The sequence below is a fragment of the Gilliamella sp. B3127 genome, from assembly GCF_026536935.1.
Classification (GTDB): domain Bacteria; phylum Pseudomonadota; class Gammaproteobacteria; order Enterobacterales; family Orbaceae; genus Gilliamella; species Gilliamella apicola_E.
On the sequence record NZ_JAFNNI010000001.1, the window covers coordinates 420536 to 441118 of the forward strand.

The 20583-nt window shown below is 29.8% G+C and carries 17 protein-coding genes; 13 read left to right on the forward strand and 4 right to left on the reverse strand.

Going from position 1 to position 20583, the window contains the following annotated elements:
- Positions 1-78 precede the first annotated feature (78 nt).
- Positions 79-2370, reverse strand: a complete 2292-nt coding sequence (locus tag J3U00_RS01880) for a glycosyltransferase (RefSeq protein ID WP_267331329.1) — start codon at positions 2368-2370, stop codon at positions 79-81.
- A gap of 190 nt (positions 2371-2560) precedes the next feature.
- On the opposite strand from J3U00_RS01880, the gene rfbB reads away from it, so the two are divergent.
- Genes rfbB through J3U00_RS01905 form a run of 5 tightly spaced genes read left to right on the forward strand, consistent with a single transcriptional unit; the run spans position 2561 to position 6946 of the window.
- Complete coding sequence (gene rfbB, locus J3U00_RS01885; RefSeq protein WP_267331330.1) at positions 2561-3625, forward strand: dTDP-glucose 4,6-dehydratase; 1065 nt, start codon at positions 2561-2563, stop codon at positions 3623-3625.
- A gap of 16 nt (positions 3626-3641) precedes the next feature.
- Complete coding sequence (gene rfbA / locus J3U00_RS01890; RefSeq protein WP_267331331.1) at positions 3642-4508, forward strand: glucose-1-phosphate thymidylyltransferase RfbA; 867 nt, start codon at positions 3642-3644, stop codon at positions 4506-4508.
- 8 nt (positions 4509-4516) lie between these two features.
- Entirely contained in the window at positions 4517-5047 is a 531-nt protein-coding gene (gene rfbC, locus J3U00_RS01895; RefSeq protein ID WP_267331332.1) for a dTDP-4-dehydrorhamnose 3,5-epimerase, read from the forward strand.
- An 8-nt stretch (positions 5048-5055) separates the two neighbouring features.
- Complete coding sequence (rfbD, locus tag J3U00_RS01900) at positions 5056-5922, forward strand: dTDP-4-dehydrorhamnose reductase (protein ID WP_267331333.1); 867 nt, start codon at positions 5056-5058, stop codon at positions 5920-5922.
- Positions 5923-5935: 13 nt separating this feature from the next.
- Positions 5936-6946: a hypothetical protein gene (locus tag J3U00_RS01905; protein ID WP_267331334.1), complete on the forward strand. Its 1011-nt coding sequence runs from the start codon at positions 5936-5938 to the stop codon at positions 6944-6946.
- A 3-nt stretch (positions 6947-6949) separates the two neighbouring features.
- Here J3U00_RS01905 and J3U00_RS01910 read toward each other — a convergent pair whose 3' ends face one another.
- A complete protein-coding gene (locus tag J3U00_RS01910; protein WP_267331335.1) occupies positions 6950-7963 on the reverse strand; it encodes a glycosyltransferase in 1014 nt (337 codons plus the stop codon).
- Between the two features lie 247 nt (positions 7964-8210).
- Here J3U00_RS01910 and msbA (J3U00_RS01915) point away from each other — a divergent pair, with 247 nt between their 5' ends.
- Genes msbA (J3U00_RS01915) through J3U00_RS01930 form a run of 4 tightly spaced genes read left to right on the forward strand, consistent with a single transcriptional unit; the run spans position 8211 to position 14161 of the window.
- Positions 8211-9947 (forward strand): lipid A export permease/ATP-binding protein MsbA, encoded by a 1737-nt coding sequence (gene msbA, locus J3U00_RS01915; protein WP_267331336.1) that lies wholly within the window; start codon positions 8211-8213, stop codon positions 9945-9947.
- Between the two features lie 34 nt (positions 9948-9981).
- Entirely contained in the window at positions 9982-11730 is a 1749-nt protein-coding gene (gene msbA, locus J3U00_RS01920; RefSeq protein WP_267331337.1) for a lipid A ABC transporter ATP-binding protein/permease MsbA, read from the forward strand.
- A gap of 56 nt (positions 11731-11786) precedes the next feature.
- A complete protein-coding gene (locus J3U00_RS01925; RefSeq protein WP_267331338.1) occupies positions 11787-12908 on the forward strand; it encodes a glycosyltransferase family 9 protein in 1122 nt (373 codons plus the stop codon).
- A gap of 41 nt (positions 12909-12949) precedes the next feature.
- Positions 12950-14161 carry a glycosyltransferase family 9 protein gene (locus tag J3U00_RS01930; protein WP_267331339.1) on the forward strand — a complete coding sequence of 404 codons (1212 nt, stop codon included), beginning with the start codon at positions 12950-12952 and terminating at the stop codon, positions 14159-14161.
- 5 nt (positions 14162-14166) lie between these two features.
- Here the strand turns inward: J3U00_RS01930 and J3U00_RS01935 are convergent, their stop codons facing one another.
- The gene (locus J3U00_RS01935) at positions 14167-15123 is read right to left on the reverse strand and encodes a glycosyltransferase family 8 protein (RefSeq protein WP_267331340.1); all 957 of its coding nucleotides are present in this window, start codon (positions 15121-15123) and stop codon (positions 14167-14169) included.
- 150 nt (positions 15124-15273) lie between these two features.
- Between J3U00_RS01935 and J3U00_RS01940 the strand changes: the two genes are divergently transcribed.
- The 4 genes from J3U00_RS01940 to tsaB all read left to right on the forward strand — a co-directional run bounded on the left by J3U00_RS01940 (position 15274) and on the right by tsaB (position 20125).
- Positions 15274-16251 (forward strand): glycosyltransferase family 8 protein, encoded by a 978-nt coding sequence (locus tag J3U00_RS01940; RefSeq protein ID WP_267331341.1) that lies wholly within the window; start codon positions 15274-15276, stop codon positions 16249-16251.
- 11 nt (positions 16252-16262) lie between these two features.
- Positions 16263-17237 (forward strand): glycosyltransferase family 8 protein, encoded by a 975-nt coding sequence (locus J3U00_RS01945; RefSeq protein ID WP_267331342.1) that lies wholly within the window; start codon positions 16263-16265, stop codon positions 17235-17237.
- A gap of 282 nt (positions 17238-17519) precedes the next feature.
- Positions 17520-19448, forward strand: coding sequence for an ATP-dependent DNA helicase (locus J3U00_RS01950; RefSeq protein WP_267331343.1), 1929 nt, complete (start codon positions 17520-17522; stop codon positions 19446-19448).
- Positions 19445-20125, forward strand: a complete 681-nt coding sequence (gene tsaB, locus J3U00_RS01955) for a tRNA (adenosine(37)-N6)-threonylcarbamoyltransferase complex dimerization subunit type 1 TsaB (protein ID WP_267331344.1) — start codon at positions 19445-19447, stop codon at positions 20123-20125. Before J3U00_RS01950 ends, tsaB begins: the two co-directional genes overlap by 4 nt.
- Positions 20126-20171: 46 nt before the next feature.
- On the opposite strand, the gene J3U00_RS01960 is transcribed toward tsaB, so the two are convergent.
- The gene (locus tag J3U00_RS01960) at positions 20172-20438 is read right to left on the reverse strand and encodes a GrxA family glutaredoxin (RefSeq protein ID WP_065562576.1); all 267 of its coding nucleotides are present in this window, start codon (positions 20436-20438) and stop codon (positions 20172-20174) included.
- Between the last annotated feature and the right edge of the window lie 145 nt (positions 20439-20583).

Genomic DNA, 20583 nt, shown 5'->3' on the forward strand with positions numbered 1-20583 from the left:
AATCTGTTATATGTTTTTAAGCGATAAAAAACATATAAAAGATTGTGTTGCATAGATTAACAGTAAAAGTTAACTATGTTAAATTTTTGAAGATTCTTTCCACAATTCATCAAGGTTTAAATTTAATATTAAATCCGAAATGCCTCTTGGATTATGCATTAACAATGGATCTAACTTTACAACCCAACTGTGGTTTTTGCCTCTTTCTCCTTGTGCTCCAATATCAAAGACTAATGTCGGTATTTTAAGGGCTAAAGCAATTGATAATGTATATGAGTAAGTCTCTTCCCATATACTAGGTATTAATATCAGATCAGGCGAAATATCTCTGAGTAACTTGATACATTCTTCATCGTTGTGATATTTGCCTGTGACTTTGACGTTATTTGTTTGCATTACATGTTGATCACCAGAATTACTGTAACCAACTAAGAAATAAGATAATTGCAAATCTCGTTTTTTTGCATCAATGGCCAATGCAGCTAATAATTGTGAACCTTTTTCAATACTTAATGCACCTATTGATGCAATTTTTATTTTCTCATTATTTTTATTTCGCTGAGCCGGAACAATATTATTGAACACATCTTCATGTGGAATAACATCAATATTTATATCAGGAAAATCATATAATATTATATCACGAGCTCGGTAAGATGGTGCTTCAATCTTAGAGCACTTATTAAAAAATAGGTTATAAGCTTTTTGCTTTGCAATAGCATCGGAAATATTTATCTCATATTCAGCTGGTACCGATTTTCCATTGTTCCAAATATTTCTTTGAGCAATAGTTGGTATACCTTTATAAATATATTCTGGACTCAGCAGCTTGAAATCATATGACATGCATGCATAATCATGAACGATAAACTTATAAATCCAATCTGATGATGCGAAATAGTACAAAAGTTTTTCATGATGATGCCAATCTAGACCAGCAAAACTATTGATATGTATTAAAGTTGGTTGAATTGTTTTTAAAAAGAAGTCTAAAAAAACAAAATCACAACTTAAAGATAAATTCTTCAAATTAGATATTTCTAAGTGATACTTTTCTGGAATTTCAATTGAATAACATTTTTTATCATGAACTTTTAATAGAATGCAATCAATATTTTGATTTTTAAACTGTTTTACAATTTGTTTTAGATAGGTGTTGATACCACCATCCCATGCATGAGAGACAATCACAACAGTTTTTCGATTTTCAAGTTTTAATTTTAATCTGGCAATATCTAAATTACGTCTAAGGACTAAAACTGGATCAACATTGATAAAATGATGCACCATGTTTAAATAATTTGGATGCTTCAGTTTTAGGGCATTTTCCCCTTTTTTCATATTTTCGGCTTTTATAGCAGAAAAAGACACAGAACCAACATGAAATACCAAAACATCTCCGATAATAATATTCTTGAAACCGGCGTGAAGTGCCCTCATGCAAAAATCATTTTCTTCACCGTATCCAACTTTGAAAGCATGATCATCTAACAAACCAATTTTATCAATAACTTCTCTTCTCATATAAAAACAAAAACCCACGCCAGTTGGCGTTTCAACATAACTCCCTTTGTTTATCTTAGCGGCTAATTGATCCAATTCAGCAGGAGTGACTTCAAGAACTTTATTATTATCTTGACAGGTAAATGGATAACTACAAATAGTGGCATTATTAGACATAGGTGTAATGGTGGCTATCGATTTATCATTATCAGCATATGCAATCATTCTTTCAAACCAACCTTCAAATACAAAGGCATCAGAATTTAATAAGATTACATCAAGATTATGAGATAACTTGCTTATGGCAAAATTGATAGTTTTGACAAACCCGAGATTTTCTTTATTCAGATGATAATCAAATAGCCCTTTTTGAGAAAGCTCTTTAAGTTTTTGATTTAACTCTTTATCAGGACCTGAATCATTGATAACGAGCAAACTATACTCATCAGTAGTTTTACTTTTTAGTGCATGATAAATTGAACATAAAGATTCATCCAAACCTTTATAAATAGGTAAGATGACGACACATCGTGTTTTAGAAGAATATTTAGCAGGTTGCAATTCATCCCATAAATGATCCTCAGGAGAAAATGGTGTAAACCATAATTTTTTTTGTAAATCAGATTTTATCTCGCCATTGTTAGGCAAATTAGAAGTTTCAGGATTTAAGACATTACTTTTAATTGGTAGCTTTTTTGATAAAATATTAAAACCAAGAAAATTTATTTTTTTAAAGCCATTCTCGCGTTTTATCACTAAGATTTTTTTGAAGAAAAATTGCTTATTTGAGTCAAGTTTTCTTTTATAAATAGTGATTCCTAAGCACTTTATTTTTACAGCTGATTCTGATTTAATTCTTTTTAGCATCTATTTCTTTACCATTTATAATTTAATTTTTTAAAATTATAACGCTATTTTCAATTCAATTAAATATGTAATCTTATTTATTTAAATTCAATTAACCATATGAATATTAATTTATTTAAATTCATGCTAAAGCGTGATAAACTGATTCATTAATTATATTCAGTTAAATTAATTATTTCGGAATCAAATCATGAAAATAATAATTACGGGCGGAGCTGGTTTTATTGGTTCTGCAGTTGTTCGCTATCTCATAGAGCAAACCGACGATGAAGTGTTAGTCATTGATAAATTAACTTATGCAGGAAATTTAGAGTCTTTAGATAAAGTATTTAATAATAATCGATTTCATTTTAAACGGATTGATATTTGCGATAGAAGCTCTTTAACGAAAGCAATTAATGCATTTCGGCCTGATATTATTATGCATTTAGCTGCTGAAAGTCATGTTGATCGGTCAATTGATAATCCATCTACTTTTATAGAAACCAATATAATTGGAACTTTTACGCTTTTGGAAGAGGCATTAATCTACTGGAAAAAATTAGATTCAGATAAGCAAGAACGTTTTCGTTTTCATCATATTTCTACCGATGAAGTATATGGAGATTTACATGGTACAAACAATCTTTTTACTGAAAAAACGCCTTATTCTCCTAGTAGTCCATATTCAGCATCTAAAGCATCAAGCGATCATTTAGTTCGTGCCTGGCATAGAACGTTTAATTTACCTATAGTTATAACCAATTGTTCAAATAACTATGGTCCTTATCATTTTCCCGAAAAATTAATTCCTTTGATGATTTTAAATGCTTTAGAAGGAAAACCTTTGCCTGTTTATGGTAATGGACAACAAATTAGAGATTGGTTATATGTTGAGGATCACGCTAGAGCACTTTATCTTGTTGCCACTCAAGCAAAAAATGGAGAAACTTATAACATAGGTGGACATAATGAGCAGAAAAATATTGATGTGGTCAATATTATCTGCGAATTACTTGAAGAATTAGTGCCAATTAAGCCTTATAATATTAAACATTATAAAGATCTCATCACTAATGTTACTGATAGACCAGGTCATGATCAAAGATATGCGATTGATGCCTCAAAAATCTATCATGATTTAGGTTGGAAGCCACAAGAAACATTCGAAAGCGGTATGCGTAAAACAGTTGAATGGTATTTGCATAATCGAGCTTGGTGTGACCATATAAAAGATGGTTCTTACGCCAGATCTAGACAAGGTATTTTAAATTAAAAGGTTAGGTTAATTTATGAAAGGAATTGTGCTTGCAGGCGGTTCGGGAACTCGGCTATATCCTATAACACGAGGTATTTCAAAACAATTACTTCCCATATATGATAAACCTATGATTTATTATCCAATATCTGTTCTTATGATTGCTGGTATTACTGACATATTAATTATTTCAACTCCAGATGATTTACCGATATTCAAACGGCTATTAGGTGATGGTTCACGATTTGGAATTAAGCTTAGTTTTGCCGAACAACCAAGACCAGAAGGCTTAGCTCAAGCTTTTTTGATTGGTGAAGAGTTTATTAAAGGTCAAAAATGCAGTTTGATTTTAGGAGATAATTTATTTTTTGGTGAAAGTTTTGGTAAGAAACTACAAAAAGTTATGACACAAACTGAAGGAGCAACCATTTTTGGATATCAAGTTGTAGATCCAGAACGTTTTGGTGTCGTTGATTTTGATGAGAATTTTAAAGCATTATCAATAGAGGAAAAGCCAATAAAACCAAAATCAAATTGGGCTGTCACAGGACTTTATTTTTATGATGAAAATGTTGTTGAGATGGCCAAAGAGATTAAGCCTTCGTATAGAGGAGAATTGGAAATAACAACACTTAATCAAATGTATTTAGAAGCTGGATTATTAAATGTTGAAATACTTGGTAGAGGATTTTCTTGGCTCGATACAGGAACCCATGATAGTTTAATTGAAGCTTCATCTTTTGTTCAGATCATTGAAAAACGTCAAGGATTGAAAATAGCGTGTCTTGAAGAGATTGCCTATCGTAATGGTTGGTTAACTTTAGAGCAAGTAAAACAAGAAGCAGCTAATTTAGGTAAAACATTGTATGGACAATATTTATCTCAATTAATTAATGAATAGGTAAATAAATGCACGTAATTGAAACAAAAATTCCTGATGTGAAAATAATTAATCCTAAAGTTTTTGGGGATCAACGCGGTTTTTTTTTAGAAACTTTTGAACAAAAGCGTTATCAAGAAAAGTTAGAAATCAATTTAACTTTTGTTCAAGATAATCATTCTCGGTCACAAAAAAATGTTTTAAGAGGTTTACATTTTCAAAAACAAAATCCACAAGGCAAGCTTGTTAGAGTTGTTAGAGGAGAAGTATTTGATGTGGCTGTAGATATCAGAAAAGATTCATTGACTTATGGTAAATGGGTAGGTGTTCTTCTTTCTGAAGAGAATAAGAGTCAATTGTGGATTCCTCCTGGCCTTGCTCATGGATTTTTAGTATTGTCTGATATCGCAGATTTTGAGTATAAATGCACCAACTATTATGATCCTAATTCCGAAGGATGTCTACTTTGGAATGATCCAACAGTAAATATTACTTGGCCAATATCAACGCCAATTTTATCTGAAAAAGACAAATTAGGTAAAACATTACAGGAGCTATAATAAATCATATGAAAGTTTTATTAACTGGAGCTAATGGTCAATTAGGTAATTGTTTTGTAGATATTTTCCCATCTAAATGGGAACTAATTAAAACTGATGCTGAACAACTTGATATAACTGATAAATATGCGGTCGATCGTTTTATCGCTAAATATAAGCCTGATGCAATTATCAATGCTGCTGCATACACCGCAGTTGATAAAGCAGAAGATGAACCTCAACTGGCATATAACGTCAATGTTATAGGCCCTAAAAACTTGTCCATATCATCAAGAAAATATAATGCAAAATTTTTTCATGTTTCTACTGATTATGTTTTTGATGGAACTAACAATATTCCTTATATTGAAGAAGATATTACTAATCCTATTAATATCTATGGTGAAACAAAACGTAAGGGGGAAATAGCAGTTTTAGATAATGACCCATCAGCTATTGTTATTAGAACTTCATGGGTATTTAGCCCTTATGGTAATAATTTTGTTAAAACGATGTTGAGATTAGCTACTGAAAAACAACAATTGTCCATAATTGATGATCAACTCGGTAATCCAACTTACGCAGGCGATTTGGCTCAACTAATTCTTCAATTACTTGATAAAAAAATGGATGGAGGAATTTATCATTTTTGTGGTGATAGTTCAACATCTTGGTTTATGTTTGCCAAAAAAATCTTTGAAATTGCTTCAAACCAAAAAATAATAACCCAATTTCCAGAAATCATCCCAGTCAAAACTGAAGCGTTTCCTACAAAAGCCACAAGACCAAAATATTCGGTAATGAGTGTTGAAAAATTAGGTAAGTATGGTTTATCAGCCTCAGATTGGAATAAAGGGTTGATTCACACTATTTCTAAAATTCATTTTGATAATTAAATTCAATGATCTCATGACTATTTATTTTGCAGAATGGAATGCGGATTATGAAAAGTATATGATCAACTCTCTCAAACACGAGTATGATGTAGTACTTTTTAATAAATTAATGAAGCATTTTAGAAATATCAATCTTTCATTAGAAAGAAAAAATTTTCCTCGACAATGGTTTATCAAATTAAATCAACTAATAAAGTTAAGAAAGTTAAAGCCTGAAGATATTTTATTATGCAGTGGTTTTTGCATATCAGGATTTATAGATTTAGTTAAAGATGTGAATTGCCATCGAGTGTTGGTTTTAAGAGATACTATTGATGTATTAAACAATAGTATGAAAAACAAAAAAAAATGGCTACGTCAGGATGAAGATTTTATCTCTAAAATTACGCCTCACTTTGATAAAATATACAGTTTTGATTTTGACGATTGTAAAAAATATCATTTTATCTATTTGAATCAGTTTTTACCTTTTAGTCTCTCTGAGATGAAAAAAATTCGTGAAAATACATTTAATAATAATACAGTAAAAAAATGTTTTTTTATTGGTGAATATAGGAAAAATCGAGTTGAGGTTATTAATAAACTTGCGCCTATATTGCAACTTAACAATTATGAAACTGATTTTAATTTAATCAATTATGAAGCGCTTAATAAAGCGAATGCAACTATTGAGCAATCAAAATATTACACTTTAGGTAAAAAAATAAACTATTTTGACAATATAGAAAAGGTAAAACAAAGTGATATTATTTTAGAAATATTACAAATTGGTCAAACAGGGGTAACCTTAAGAGCCATCGAAGCGATTTTATTTAATAAAAAATTAATCACTACAAATAAATCAATTAAAGAATATGATTTTTATAATGCTAATCAGATTTTTATTCTTGATGATCAGAATGATCAAGACATCATAAATTTTTTACATACAAGGTTTACACCTGTTTCATTGAATATTTTGTGCCAGTATAGCGCTGATGCAATGTTAACGACTATTAAAAATGATTTAATCCGGTATGTTTAATTTTTAATGTTTAATTAGTTTTTTAAGGCAATAAATGATGTTGCAAATTATTCCAGAAAAATATTTTTTCTGATGCATTCTATGTTTCGAACAATATCTCATTTGAGTAGAGGTACTAGCAGGTAGTAATGGTAAATATCTCAATGGTGATTGTTGTTTTGCTTTTATAAAGTATTGTGCACATTTATAATGGTTAGCCCATATGTGCCAAGGTTTAGTTGGTCCAATATAATGTATTAATATAGCTTGATCTAAATGAGGTGAATAGGTACTATTTTTATATTTCAATTCATAATTAATGCTCACTTGTTGATTGTACTTTTTATCAAGATATTTCACTTTATCCAGAAGCAATAAATTCAAAACGTCTTGATCAAGATGGGTGAATTTTTTTGATTTATTGGTATCAGAAAGTAGTTCTAATGCTTTACCATTTATATTGAATTCATGCCACTTATCTAAATTCATAAGTAAAAAACCGGCATTAAAATAACTTTTTGTCAGTTTATCTTCACCAAGCCGAGTGGCACATTTATTCCACCAAATAGCATCTTTGTCTGTAACGACATAGGCAATATTTTCAACGATGGGTAACATTAATAATTCTTCTAATGATCCCTTGCATATTATATCTGCGTCAATATATAGAATTTTATCAATTTTTTGATAAAAATAATCGGCTACTAGAAATCTAAAATAAGTTGCTATGGTCCAGTTTTTTGTTGTTGGAAGTTTTGACAAGCTTACATCATCAACTAAATATAAAGTTATATTAGTTTTATAATGTCTAGCTAGTAAATTTAGATTTTTTTCAAATTCATCCGATAAATGATTTGTAAATATATGAAAAGAAAAATTGAGATTAGGGTTGAAGATTAAAATAGAAGAAATTGAAACAGCACAACCTAAGAAAAAATTCTTATCTATTCCATAAGCTATATCAAGCTGATTAGCATTGCTACTATTATTATAAAAAGTTATTTTTTTTTTAATTATATGATTAGCATCGAGATACATTGCTGATTTCCTATTTGTAATAATATACAAATAAACGCATTCAATTAAAATAAGCGTACGGTTGGTGTAAACATTTAATATACTGATTAAATATCACATAAAATGTATTAAATTATACATGACATTTAATTTATTAGTTATTATATAGATAATACAAATTTTTTCTAGTTGAAAAAGAATTGAAATAAGATATTAAACAATACTGTTTATGTAGTATAATTAACATTTTGATTAATAGTTCTCTTTTATGAAAAATAAATATAGTTCATTTAACACAATTAAACAATTGTGGCCATTTATTTATCCATATAAAAAAGCTTTAATAGTTGCTGTTATTGCACTTTTATTAAATGCTGCAACTGATGCAACATTAATTTCACTAACTAAACCATTGCTAGATAATGGCTTAATGGATAAAAATTATGAACTTTTAGTCCTTTTTTCATTTGGCATTATTGGCTTGATTGTTTTACGAGGGTTATCAAATTATTTTTCTACTTATTGCCTTTCTTGGTTATCAGGAAAAGTGGTAACTAAATTTCGCCAATTAATTTTTAATCATCTAGTCAAAAGCCCAACAAGTTTTTTCCATAAAAGCTCAATTGGGGATCTCGTTACTCTAATCACTTACAATACACAATTATTATCGAAAGCATCATCGGATGCTTTAATTATACTTGTTAGAGAAATCGCGTATGCTATTGGTCTATCTGTAGTAATGTTTTATGGTAATTGGAAATTAGCTTCAGTATTAATTGTTGTTGTACCTGTAGTTATTTTTATTGCTCAATTTATTGCCAAAAAATTTCGTAATGCGCTAATTACAATGCAAAAAGGGATTGGCACCATAACAACTGCAGCTGATGAGATGATTAAAGGGCATAAAGAAATTCTGGTTTATAATGCCCAAAAATATGAAAAAGAAAATTTTTATACTATTAACAAAATTTTTAGGCGAGGTCTATTGAAGATCGTTTTAGTTTCTGGATTGTCCTCACCCATTATCCAATTAGTTGCTACTGCCGCTTTAGGTTTAATATTGTTTCTTGTTGCAAGTCAAACTTTAGATATTACACCTGGTTCATTTACTGTTGTTTTTTCCGCAATGGTGGCAATGATGAGACCATTAAGAGAATTAACCAGTGTTCACCTTGAATTACAAAAAGGTTCTGTTGCTTGTGAATCGCTATTTGCTCTTTTAGCCACTCCTCTAGAAGAAGATAATGGAACAATTGAATTGAAAGGGGTAAAAGGTGATATTGTTTTTCGTCATGTGACTTATACATATCCAACAAATAGTTTCCCTTCATTAAAAAATATCAGTTTCACAATTAAGAAAGGGGAAACCGTTGCATTAGTTGGTCGATCTGGAGCAGGAAAATCGACAATAGCAAGTTTATTACCAAGATTTTATGATATTGTTAAAGGTGAGATATTAATTGATTCTATTAATATCAAACAATATACGCTAAGATCATTGCGTGACCAAATTGGATATGTATCTCAGCAGGTGCATTTATTTAATGGAACCATTGCAGAAAATATAACGTACGGCGCCAAAAAAGAATATAGCATACAAGATATTATTGAGGCAGCTAAGCAGGCAAATGCTATGGAATTTATTGATAAATTAGAAGGTGGGATACATACTGAAATTGGCGATAATGGTGTTTTATTATCTGGAGGACAGCGTCAACGCATTGCTATTGCAAGAGTTCTATTGCGTAATAATCCAATTCTTATCTTTGATGAAGCTACATCCGCTTTAGATAATGAATCTGAAAGGTTAGTGCAACAAGCAATTGAAAATTTAAGAAAAAATAGAACTTCTATTATTATTGCACATAGACTATCGACAATCGAACAAGCTGATCGCATTTTAGTTATTGATGGAGGAAAACTTGTAGAAGAAGGTACTCATCAAACGTTGTTATCCCAAGATGGCATTTATGCTTCAATGTATCAACTACAATTTAACTCTTAATTAAAATTATATTATGAAATACAATAGGTCAACGATGAATAATGATATTGATCGAGATTTTTCAACATTACATACGTTTTCTAAGCTATGGCCCTATATTGCCAAGCATAAAATTTTGCTCTTTTTTTCAATAATATTATTAATTTTAAGTGCATTTGCAGATACTTCACTTATTGCAATTTTGCAACCTTTACTTGATAAAGGTTTTGTCGAAAATGATCAAACCTTTTTATTTATGGCTCCATTTTATATTTTTGGTCTAGTTTTTCTTCGAGGTGCAGCCAATTACGGTTATGCTTATTTTTTATCCTTAATATCATCCAAAATTGTACTTAAAATTCGTCAACGCCTTTTCGATCATTTTGTTGATTCTCCAGTGAGTTTTTATGATAAAAATTCTGCCGGACGGTTATTATCGCGTATAACGTATGATACCGATCAAGTTGCCTCTTCATCTTCCGATGCTTTGATTACTATAGTACGTGAATTTGCATTTATTTGTGGATTATTTTATACAATGTTTAGTAATAGTTGGCAATTATCTCTATCGTTAATTTTTATTACGCCTGTGGTTATTGGACTTATCACATTTGTATCAATAAAGTTTCGTAAAATGGCTAAAAACATGCAGAACTCAATGGGCAATGTCACTATGTCTGTTGAACAAATGCTAAAAGGTCATAGAGAAATCATTCTTTTTGGGGCCCAAGATGAAGAATCGACTAATTTTGAAAAAGTAAGTAATAAATTTAGAAGGGATACTATGCGATTAGTTTCCATTTCAGCTTTATCTACGCCAATTGTTCAATTAATTATATCGTTTGCCATTGCTTTTGTTTTGTTAATGGCGAGTAATCCAGAATTAAATATTACTCCAGGACAATTTACTGTTGTGTTTTCTTCTTTGGTGGCGTTAATGCAACCAATCAAAAGTTTAACAAGTGTCAATGCTGACTTTCAAAAAGGGATGGCTGCCTGCCAGACTTTATTTGCGATATTTGATCAGCCTGTTGAGAAAGATAGCGGTAAAATAAATATAGAACATTCAAAAGGTAATATAGAGTTTAAACATGTTTCTTTTACTTATGAAACACGACAAGAGCCTGCTTTAAAAGATATCAATTTTACGATAGAGCATGGTAAAACCATTGCCTTTGTCGGTCGTTCAGGTTCAGGCAAAACTACTATAGCTAGTTTACTTACTCGTTTTTATGATATAGGTGAAGGTGAGATCTTAATTGATAATCATAATATACAAGATCTAACTTTATATAGTTTACGAGACCAAATTGGTTTGGTTTCTCAAAATGTTCATTTATTCAATGATACCATAGCCAATAATATTGCTTATGGGCGAATAGGTGAGTATTCACAAAGTCAGATTGAAGAAGCAGCTAAAAAAGCTTATGCCTACGATTTTATAAAAGCGCTTGAAAAGGGATTTGACACAATTGTTGGAGAAAATGGAGTATTATTATCTGGAGGACAACGTCAACGTATTGCCATAGCCAGAGCTTTATTGCGTGATAACCCAATTTTAATTTTGGATGAAGCTACATCCGCATTAGATTCAGAGTCTGAAAATGCAATTCAAGAAGCGTTGAATGAATTGCAAAAAGGGCGAACTTCAATTGTTATAGCACATCGACTATCGACTATTGAAAAAGCTGATAAAATTCTTGTTATAGATAGTGGTGAAATTATTGAACAAGGAAATCATAATGATTTATTATCCCAAAATGGCTTATATTCTAAATTATATAAAAGTAACTTAGCAGATTAATATATAATATTTTATTTATGAATAATATTTATGTACTATAGGATATTGAAGGAAATATGATAAATAAGTTACTGGATTGTATTAAATATTTAAATAGACAAAGAAATTTAAAGATAAAACCGTTAAAGTCAGCAATTAAACTATACTTATTGAACAGAAAAAAAAAAGAACGATCTCCATTTAGACTTGAACATTACTCTAGCGTTGCTATTCTTATGAATGATCAAGGTATTGGTGATGCAATAGTTACCACTTATTTGATTAAATCTTTAAGAGAAAATAAATTAAAAGTATATGTTGTAGTTGAAAAAAGAATTGCATTTCTATTTGAACAATTTATTACTGTTGATGGTGTTATATTGTATGATAAAAAGAAAGGGATAAAGCAATTTAAAAAACAACTTAATAGTTTATCTATTGACGTAGCTATTGATCTTGTTGATAGAGGTCATAATAGTATAAGACGTTCTCAAATAATTTTAGCCATTAATCCTTTACATACTATTGGTTTTAATCAAGAAAAATATAAATTGTATGATACATCGATTTTTTATGATCAATATACATCACATATTTCAAAGAGAAGTAAACAAATTTTAAAACTATTAAATATAGAAGCTGATTCAATTAAATATCATGTAAATCTTCCTGATAAAGCTCATGAATCTGTAGAAAAATTTATTAGGCCCTATTTATTATCAGGTAAAAATATTATTATTTTTAATCCTTATGGTTCCAATATAGCAAGAAGCTTTTCTGATACACAAATTGAAACTATTTTATCTTTTCTATCTCATTATGATAATTGTGTAACTATAGTAGTTGGGGAGCCGAATAAAATAAAACATATTAAGACCTCAACAAATATCATTATTAATCCGTTAGGCTCATTTTTTGAAACGGTAGCTTTGATTAAGTTCGCAACTTTAGTTATTACCGTTGATACTTCAATTGTACATGTTGCATCGATATATGAAAAAAAAATGCTTTGTATATATAATAATCGAATAATTGATAATAAATTTATTAATAACTTTGTATGGGGACCTAACTATCCTAATGCATTGCAAATATTCACTAAAGAAAATCTTGGTACAGGTCTAGGTGATCCAATTGCAAATCTTAATCCAAACATTGTACTTGAACAGTTAAAAGAAGAATTAATAAAATTAAAATGAAAATGAAAATGAAATGAAGCTTTTAATTAATAGGAATGATTTTGAAGGGCTTAAAACAAAAATTTCGACAGATTAATTGGAAACGTAATTTTTTCTTTAAAAAATTAAAGTATTTCATTAAGTTAAAAATTATTTCTTTTTTAATGTTCTTATTTTTCAAAAGAAAATCCAAACCAAATCTTAAGGTAGTTAAAAAAGTGCTGGTGATGAGAAATGATTGTATTGGCGATATGATTGTCACAACACCATTTATTCGATCATTATCAAAAGCAGGTTATAAAGTTTTTGTCTCCTCAAGAAAAACTAGTTTGGAGATTGTAAATAATAATCCCTATGTATCTCAAACTTTATTATATAATGATAGAAACTTTTTTGATTTGATAAAAACAATTAGACTTGTTCGAAAACACCAATTTGATTTGGCTATTGATGTAAGATTTCATAGGAAATTGGATTTAAAACATTTATTATATTGTTGTTTTATAAGAACATCTAATTTACTCAGTTACAATAAAAGTAACATGAAACCATTTAATATTTCTTTACCTTACTATGAATCAAAAGCTCATGTAATTAATCAATTAAAGTATTATCTTAGTTACCTTAACATAAATTTTGATTCATTTGATTATGATGTATTTATTGATTCTCAAAAACAAAAAATGGTTGATAGTTTTATCAATCAGTATGTTAAACCAAAAAGTAAATTTGTCGTAATAAATCCTTATGGTGGATCATCTTATCGCTGTTTATCAGAGAATCAAATCAAGGAATTATGTTATTTATTTGATAATAACTATCCTGAATATAAAATTATAATTATTGGTCAAGGTAATAATTTTGAAAAATTATCTGTGAAAGAATCAGTTAAATTTCAATCATCTTCTATCACGGATGTTATCCCTTTAATAAAAAAAGCGGATTTAGTCATCACAGTGGATACGTCTATTGTTCATTTAGCCTCAGCTTTTTCGACTAAATGTATTTCAATTTACATGGAACCATTGCCTGTGGATTTAAAAAATTTAAAGTCTTGTTATAGCAGACAATTCAGTGATTATAAATATTTGCAGCAAGATTTATTTTTAGATAATAACTATATAAAAAGGCATTGTCCAAATCTTGAGTTTCAAATAAATAAAGATATATGGTCTCCAAATAATAAAAACGGTAAACAAATAGTTTTCTATACTAACAGTATCGATAAAATTGAGTCTAATAAATTAATAACTACTATAAACAAATATATTTAATTACTTTAGGATTGTTTTTTTATTTTCAATGCTAAATAAATAAAATAATATTTTAATCCATTAAATATTTTTCTATTTTTTATCAAGTTTTTAGCATAAATACGATAATCATTAACCCGCATTTTATACTTATAACTTTTAAGGGGGGTATTTGCCCAAGGGGTGAAATGTTTATAAAAATTATACAAATTTTGTGCAAGCCCAGTGTGTTCTTGATACCACATCTTTCTTGCACCAGTAAAATGAATTATGTATGGTAACGATTTTTTGTTGTGAAAAAATGTCTCTTTTTGCTTGTCATTTATCCAGGTAAATAAATAATTCCATTTAGGATCTATCCATAAAACTTGATTTTGTAATACGACATTTAAAGCATCTTGATCAGGATAGATTAGATGTTTTTTTTCAGACGATAGTAATATTTGATTAACTTTATTTTCAGTATCAAACTCAATCCATTTATTAACATTAATATACAAAAAACCAGAGTTAAAATAATTGGTTGAATTAAGTTGAAGCCTTTCCTTGTTTTTCAACATATTTTTTTTGTCTAATGAATCGGGCGTTACACCACAAACCACCGAATCTATATTAATATCCGAAATTGAAGAAATATTAGCAAAACATAAAGTATCCGCATCAAGATAAATGAATTTATCAACAACACCCTTTAATAGTCTGGGAACTGATAGTCGTATATACATTGACCGATTAATATGTTTGACTTTGTAATTTTGAGTATCAGAATATTTTGTCAACTCATCTACAGGGATTGAATGTAGCGTAATTGAAGGACTAAATTGTTCTAACTTCTGTTGTTCCTCAAGCGAAACATCATACAAAAAAACATGAAAATGAATATTATTATTGAGATTATTATGCATTATAGAACTTATCGACACACCTACATGTTCAAGATAATTTGAATCAGTACAATATGCGATATTAATAATATTATTCATTTCAGACACTCTTAAATTACTTATCGTGATATTTAGTCATTACCTAATTAATATGTCAATATAAAATTGATTATTACTTCATTGTTTAATTTAACGTATGTTACAATGTTATTTCAAATTTTCTAAAATCACCCTTAAATATTAGTAAAAATGAAAGAAAATCTTTTTATCAAAAAAATCACTACATTATTTGAAAATGCTCAAGCATCTTTAGAAACCACACATATTGCATTTTGTTTTGATGACAATTATGCAATGCCAGCAGGAATAGCGATGTCTTCAGTTATATCAAATAATATGGATAAGAATCTAGTATTCCATTTATTTGCTAATAATGTAACTAATGAAAAAATATCAACGTTTAATCAACTAAACAACGATAATGTTAGCATAATTTGTTATGAAATTGGGGATGATTTTTCTATTAATCCTGATACATTAGTATTGCATGTGTCTGCCTCAACCTGCTTACGATTTGTCGTTCCTCAGATATTAAATAAAGTGACTTCGCGAGTTTTGTATTTAGATTGCGATGTACTTTGTACAAATAATCTTAATGAATTAATTCACACTGAATTAAGTGATAAATATGCAGCAGTGGTACCTGATGTTGATAAAACGCAAGAAAAACAATGCCCAGCTTGTGATATCCCTTACGGTGAATATTTTAATGCCGGAATGATCTATATTAATACTGATATGTGGGTAGATAATAATCTTACTGATAAAGCGTTTGTTATGATAAATAGCGGTAAAGTATATAAGTTTGCTGATCAAGATGTTTTAAATATATTAATGCAAGGTAAAACTGTTTTTCTTCCTAAAATTTATAATCAACTTACATCACTTACCGTTGGTGGTAATGAAGATAATTTGTTAAGTGAAGATACTGTTATTATTCATTATGTTACCGGCAATAAACCATGGTATCAGTTATATTTAACTCCGCTTTATCAAACTTATATTGCTTCTTCACCATGGGCTAATCAAAAATTATCATTGGCTAATGAAAATGCGCCTTCAACTACAAGACGGTATGCAAAATTGTTAGCTAGTCAGAAAAAGTATTTTTCGGCGTTCAAATATTATTTACTTTATCTTAAGCACAAAGTTACTAAAAAACGATAAGGATGTTCGTCGTGATTCAAGTTGATAGATTTATTAACAAAAGAAATGAATTACTGTCACATAATTTTGACAATAACCAGTCTGTTTTGCATATTTTATTATGTTTTGATGATAATTATGCATTATCAGCTGGTATAAATATTTTATCTATTTTTGAGAATAATCCTTTAAGACCGATTCATTTTCATTTATTTACTCATAATCTATCTGATGAAAATAGATTTAAATTTAGTGAAATAGAGTTTGATAATATATCAATAACTGAATATGTTATTAATGATCAGTTTAAAGTCGATCAAAAAAATACCGAACAATTTCCACTTTCAGCCTGTGTTCGTTTAATAGCACCAATATTATTAAAAAATACTACTGATAAATTACTTTATGTTGATAGTGATACTTTATGTATTAATAGTTTATCAGAAATTGATAGTATTGATTTAAGTGGTATTTTAGTCGCCGCGGTTGCTGACGAACCATATATGCAACAATCTCAATGTACTAAATATCATATAGTTGAAGGCTCTTATTTTAATTCTGGTGTTATGCTGATTAATATTCCTCTTTGGTGCGAAGACGAAATTACTGATAAGACATTAGAACTATTGAATAGTGGTGAAAAGTACCAATATCCAGACCAAGATGTTTTGAATATTTGTGTCGGAGAAAAACGATTAATATTGCCAAGAAAATTTAATAATTTATTAGCATTATCGGTTAATGGTAATGAAGATGCAAATGTCCCTAGCGAAACTATTTTTATTCATTATATAACGAAAAATAAACCTTGGCATGAGCCTTATCGTTCTAAATTATTTGATGCTTATTTAGAAAAATCACCATGGCAGAATGACAGTTTACCTTTGTATAATCCTAAAAAAACCTCTTCAATTCGTGCTTATTCAAAGTTAATGCTTAAGCAAAAAAAATATCTATTAGGAATAAAGCATTATCTAATTTATTTGAAAACTAAGTTTAAAAAGTAATACTAAAATATATACGGTTAATAGATATAAGCTTATTTAGTCAATAGATTTGAAACTTAATCTATTTCTAACTAAGCTTTTTCTTTATAGTGAATATTCATGTATATATTTTTGTCTGGGTTATTGCTATAGTATAGCTTGTAATTTAGATAACTGTTTATTTATAATTTCATCTCAACTTTATGAATATTTTATTTTTTTCAAACGTTAGCTTATTTCTTAAATAAATTTTCCAATATACATAGACAAATTGGGTTTATCTTCTAATTAGGTGCATTTTAAGTGATTAATGATTTTGCAGAAAATGGTTTGCTTGCGACAGCTATAGATGGTTTTGTTGCTAGAGAACCACAAAGACATATGGCAAATAAGGTCACTGAAGCAATAAATGCACAAAAGTCATTGGTGGTCGAAGCGGGTACTGGAACGGGTAAAACCTTTGCTTATTTAGTTCCTGCATTACGCAGTGAGAAAAAAGCAATAATCTCGACAGGCTCCAAGAATTTACAAGAACAGTTATATAGTAAAGACTTACCCATTATCAAAAAAGCTTTAAACTATACTGGTAAAATTTCACTTCTTAAAGGTCGAGCCAATTATCTCTGTTTAGAGCGCATGTATCATCAATATGCTGCTGCCGGAGATTTAGAGAAGAATTTACGAACTGATCTGGTTCGGGTTAAAAATTGGTCAATCAAAACAAAAGATGGTGACATTAGTAAATGTACAACTGTTACCGAAGATAATCCAATTTGGCCAATTTTAACTAGCACAAATGAAAATTGTTTGGGTAGTGATTGTGAACATTACAACGATTGTTATGTGGTTAAAGCTCGTAAAAGAGCCATGAACGCTGATATTGTTGTTGTTAATCATCATCTATTTTTAGCTGATGTTGTTGTGAAAGATACCGGATTTGGTGAACTAATTCCTAAAGCTGATGTGATGATATTTGATGAAGCGCATCAACTTCCTGATCTTGCGTGTCACTATTTTGGTGAGCAGTTAACAAGTCGACAACTGTTCGACTTAGCTAAAGAGATAAATTTGGCTTATCGAACAGAAGTCAAAGACATGTCACAACTCCAGCAGTGTGCTGATAAACTACAAAAATGTACCCAAGATTTAAGATTGTTGATAAGCCAGCAAAATAATAAAGGAAATCTTCGTTATCTATTTAATCAAACCAATATTAAACAAGAATTATCTTATTTATTTGATGCGCTTGATTTTTGCAAAGAAGTTCTGTTATTAGCGATAGGGCGATCCACAACTTTAGATAATTGTTATGATCGAGTTAACCAATACCAGCAATTATTAAAAAAATTGTCCGATACTCATGTACCAGGTTTCAGTTATTGGTATGAAAGTTCATACAGCTCTTTCCTCTTTGCATTAACTCCATTGTCGGTAACGGAAAAATTTGAGGAATTATTAATCCAGCGTAAAGGTGCCTGGATTTTCACATCAGCAACATTATCAGTTGATAATCAATTAGATTACTTTACCAAACGTTTAGGTTTAACTAATGCAGAATCATTAATTTTAGAAAGCCCATTTGATTATATCAATCAGACTATTTTGTGTGTACCACGTTATATACCATCACCAAATGAAAGAGGCAATGCTGAAAAACTTGTCAATATTTTATTACCGGTTATTGAGGCAAACAAAGGGCGTTGTTTTTTCCTTTGTACATCTTATGCAATGATGAATGCATTAGCTGAACATTTTCGCTTACATACCGAGTTACCGGTTTTAGTTCAAGGTGAAACAAGCAAATCAAAACTTCTTGAACAGTTTATTGAAAGTGGTAATGCACTATTAATCGCAACGAGCAGTTTTTGGGAAGGGATTGATGTTAGGGGAGATACTTTATCTTGTGTTATTATAGATAAATTACCGTTTACCTCACCAGATGATCCCTTAATGAAAGCGAGAATGGAAGATTGCCAAATGCAAGGTGGCGATGCCTTTAATGAAGTGCAATTACCTGAAGCCGTTATTACCTTAAAACAAGGTGTTGGGCGATTAATCCGTCATCATAATGATCGAGGAGCAATTATTATTTGCGATAATAGATTAGTTATGCGACCTTATGGGGCAACGTTTATAAATAGTTTACCACCATCGCCAAGAACCCGAGATGTTAACAAGGTAATCAATTTTTTATTATCTAACAACCAATCAGATAATCTGGAAACCAAATGAGTACTATTTTAGCCATTGATACTTCGACAGAAGCTTGTTCCGTAGCTCTATTTTTTCAAAATGAAATCACTCATGATTTTATGATTTCGGCACGTGATCATACTAAAAAGATCTTACCAATGGTTGATAAAATTTTAAGTCAATCAGATTGCACGCTTTCACAACTTGATGCTATTGCTTTTGCTCAAGGTCCTGGTAGCTTTACTGGAGTAAGAATAGGTATTGGTGTAGCTCAAGGATTAGCATTAGGAATTGATAAACCGATGATAGGTGTCTCAACTTTGATGACCCTAGCGCAAGGCGCTTATAGGAAAACAGAGGCAAAGAAAGTCATACCTGCGATAGATGCTAGAATGGGCGAAGTCTATTTAGGACAATATGAGTATCAAAACCAAAATTGGCAAACGATCATTCCAGAATGTGTCGTCAAACCTGAAAATGTAATAAATAAAATTCAAAAAAGTCACAATGATTATTACTCAGCAGGTACGGGTTGGCAAACTTATCCTGAAATGTTAACAGGAACTAAGCCTAGTGAAGTATTCTTACCAGAAGCACAAGATTTGGTGGTTATCGCTCATCAAAAATGGTTAAGAAATGAAGTGGTTAAAGTTGAAGATGTCGAGCCAACTTATTTGCGTAATGAAGTTACATGGCAAAAATTGCCGGGGCGTTAAGATAAACCACCGAAATGGTTTATCTGTATTTGATGTGAAAAAGTATTTAGTCTTGAAATAATCCCAAATTAGCTTTGGCATATGCTTCAAAATCAGTACAGCCACCAATTGGTTTTTCATCAATAAAAATTTGTGGTACGGTTTCAACCGGTTTACCAACACTTTTAGAAAGATCTTCCTTGGTAATACCTTCTGCATTTATATCTACATATCGATATGAAAAATCATCACGTTCTTGAGATAACTTCTCGGCAAGCTCTTTAGCTCGCACACAATATGGACATCCTTGACGTCCAAAAATAACAGCGTACATATTTCACCTCTATGAGTTAAATTGAATAAAATTACTATACTTTAGTTTTGAATAAAAAAAAGTAGATAAATCTAGTTGATATAATAGATTATATCTATTGATATTACATCCGCATAGCGTGTAAGGTATACGTTTTAATCATTTA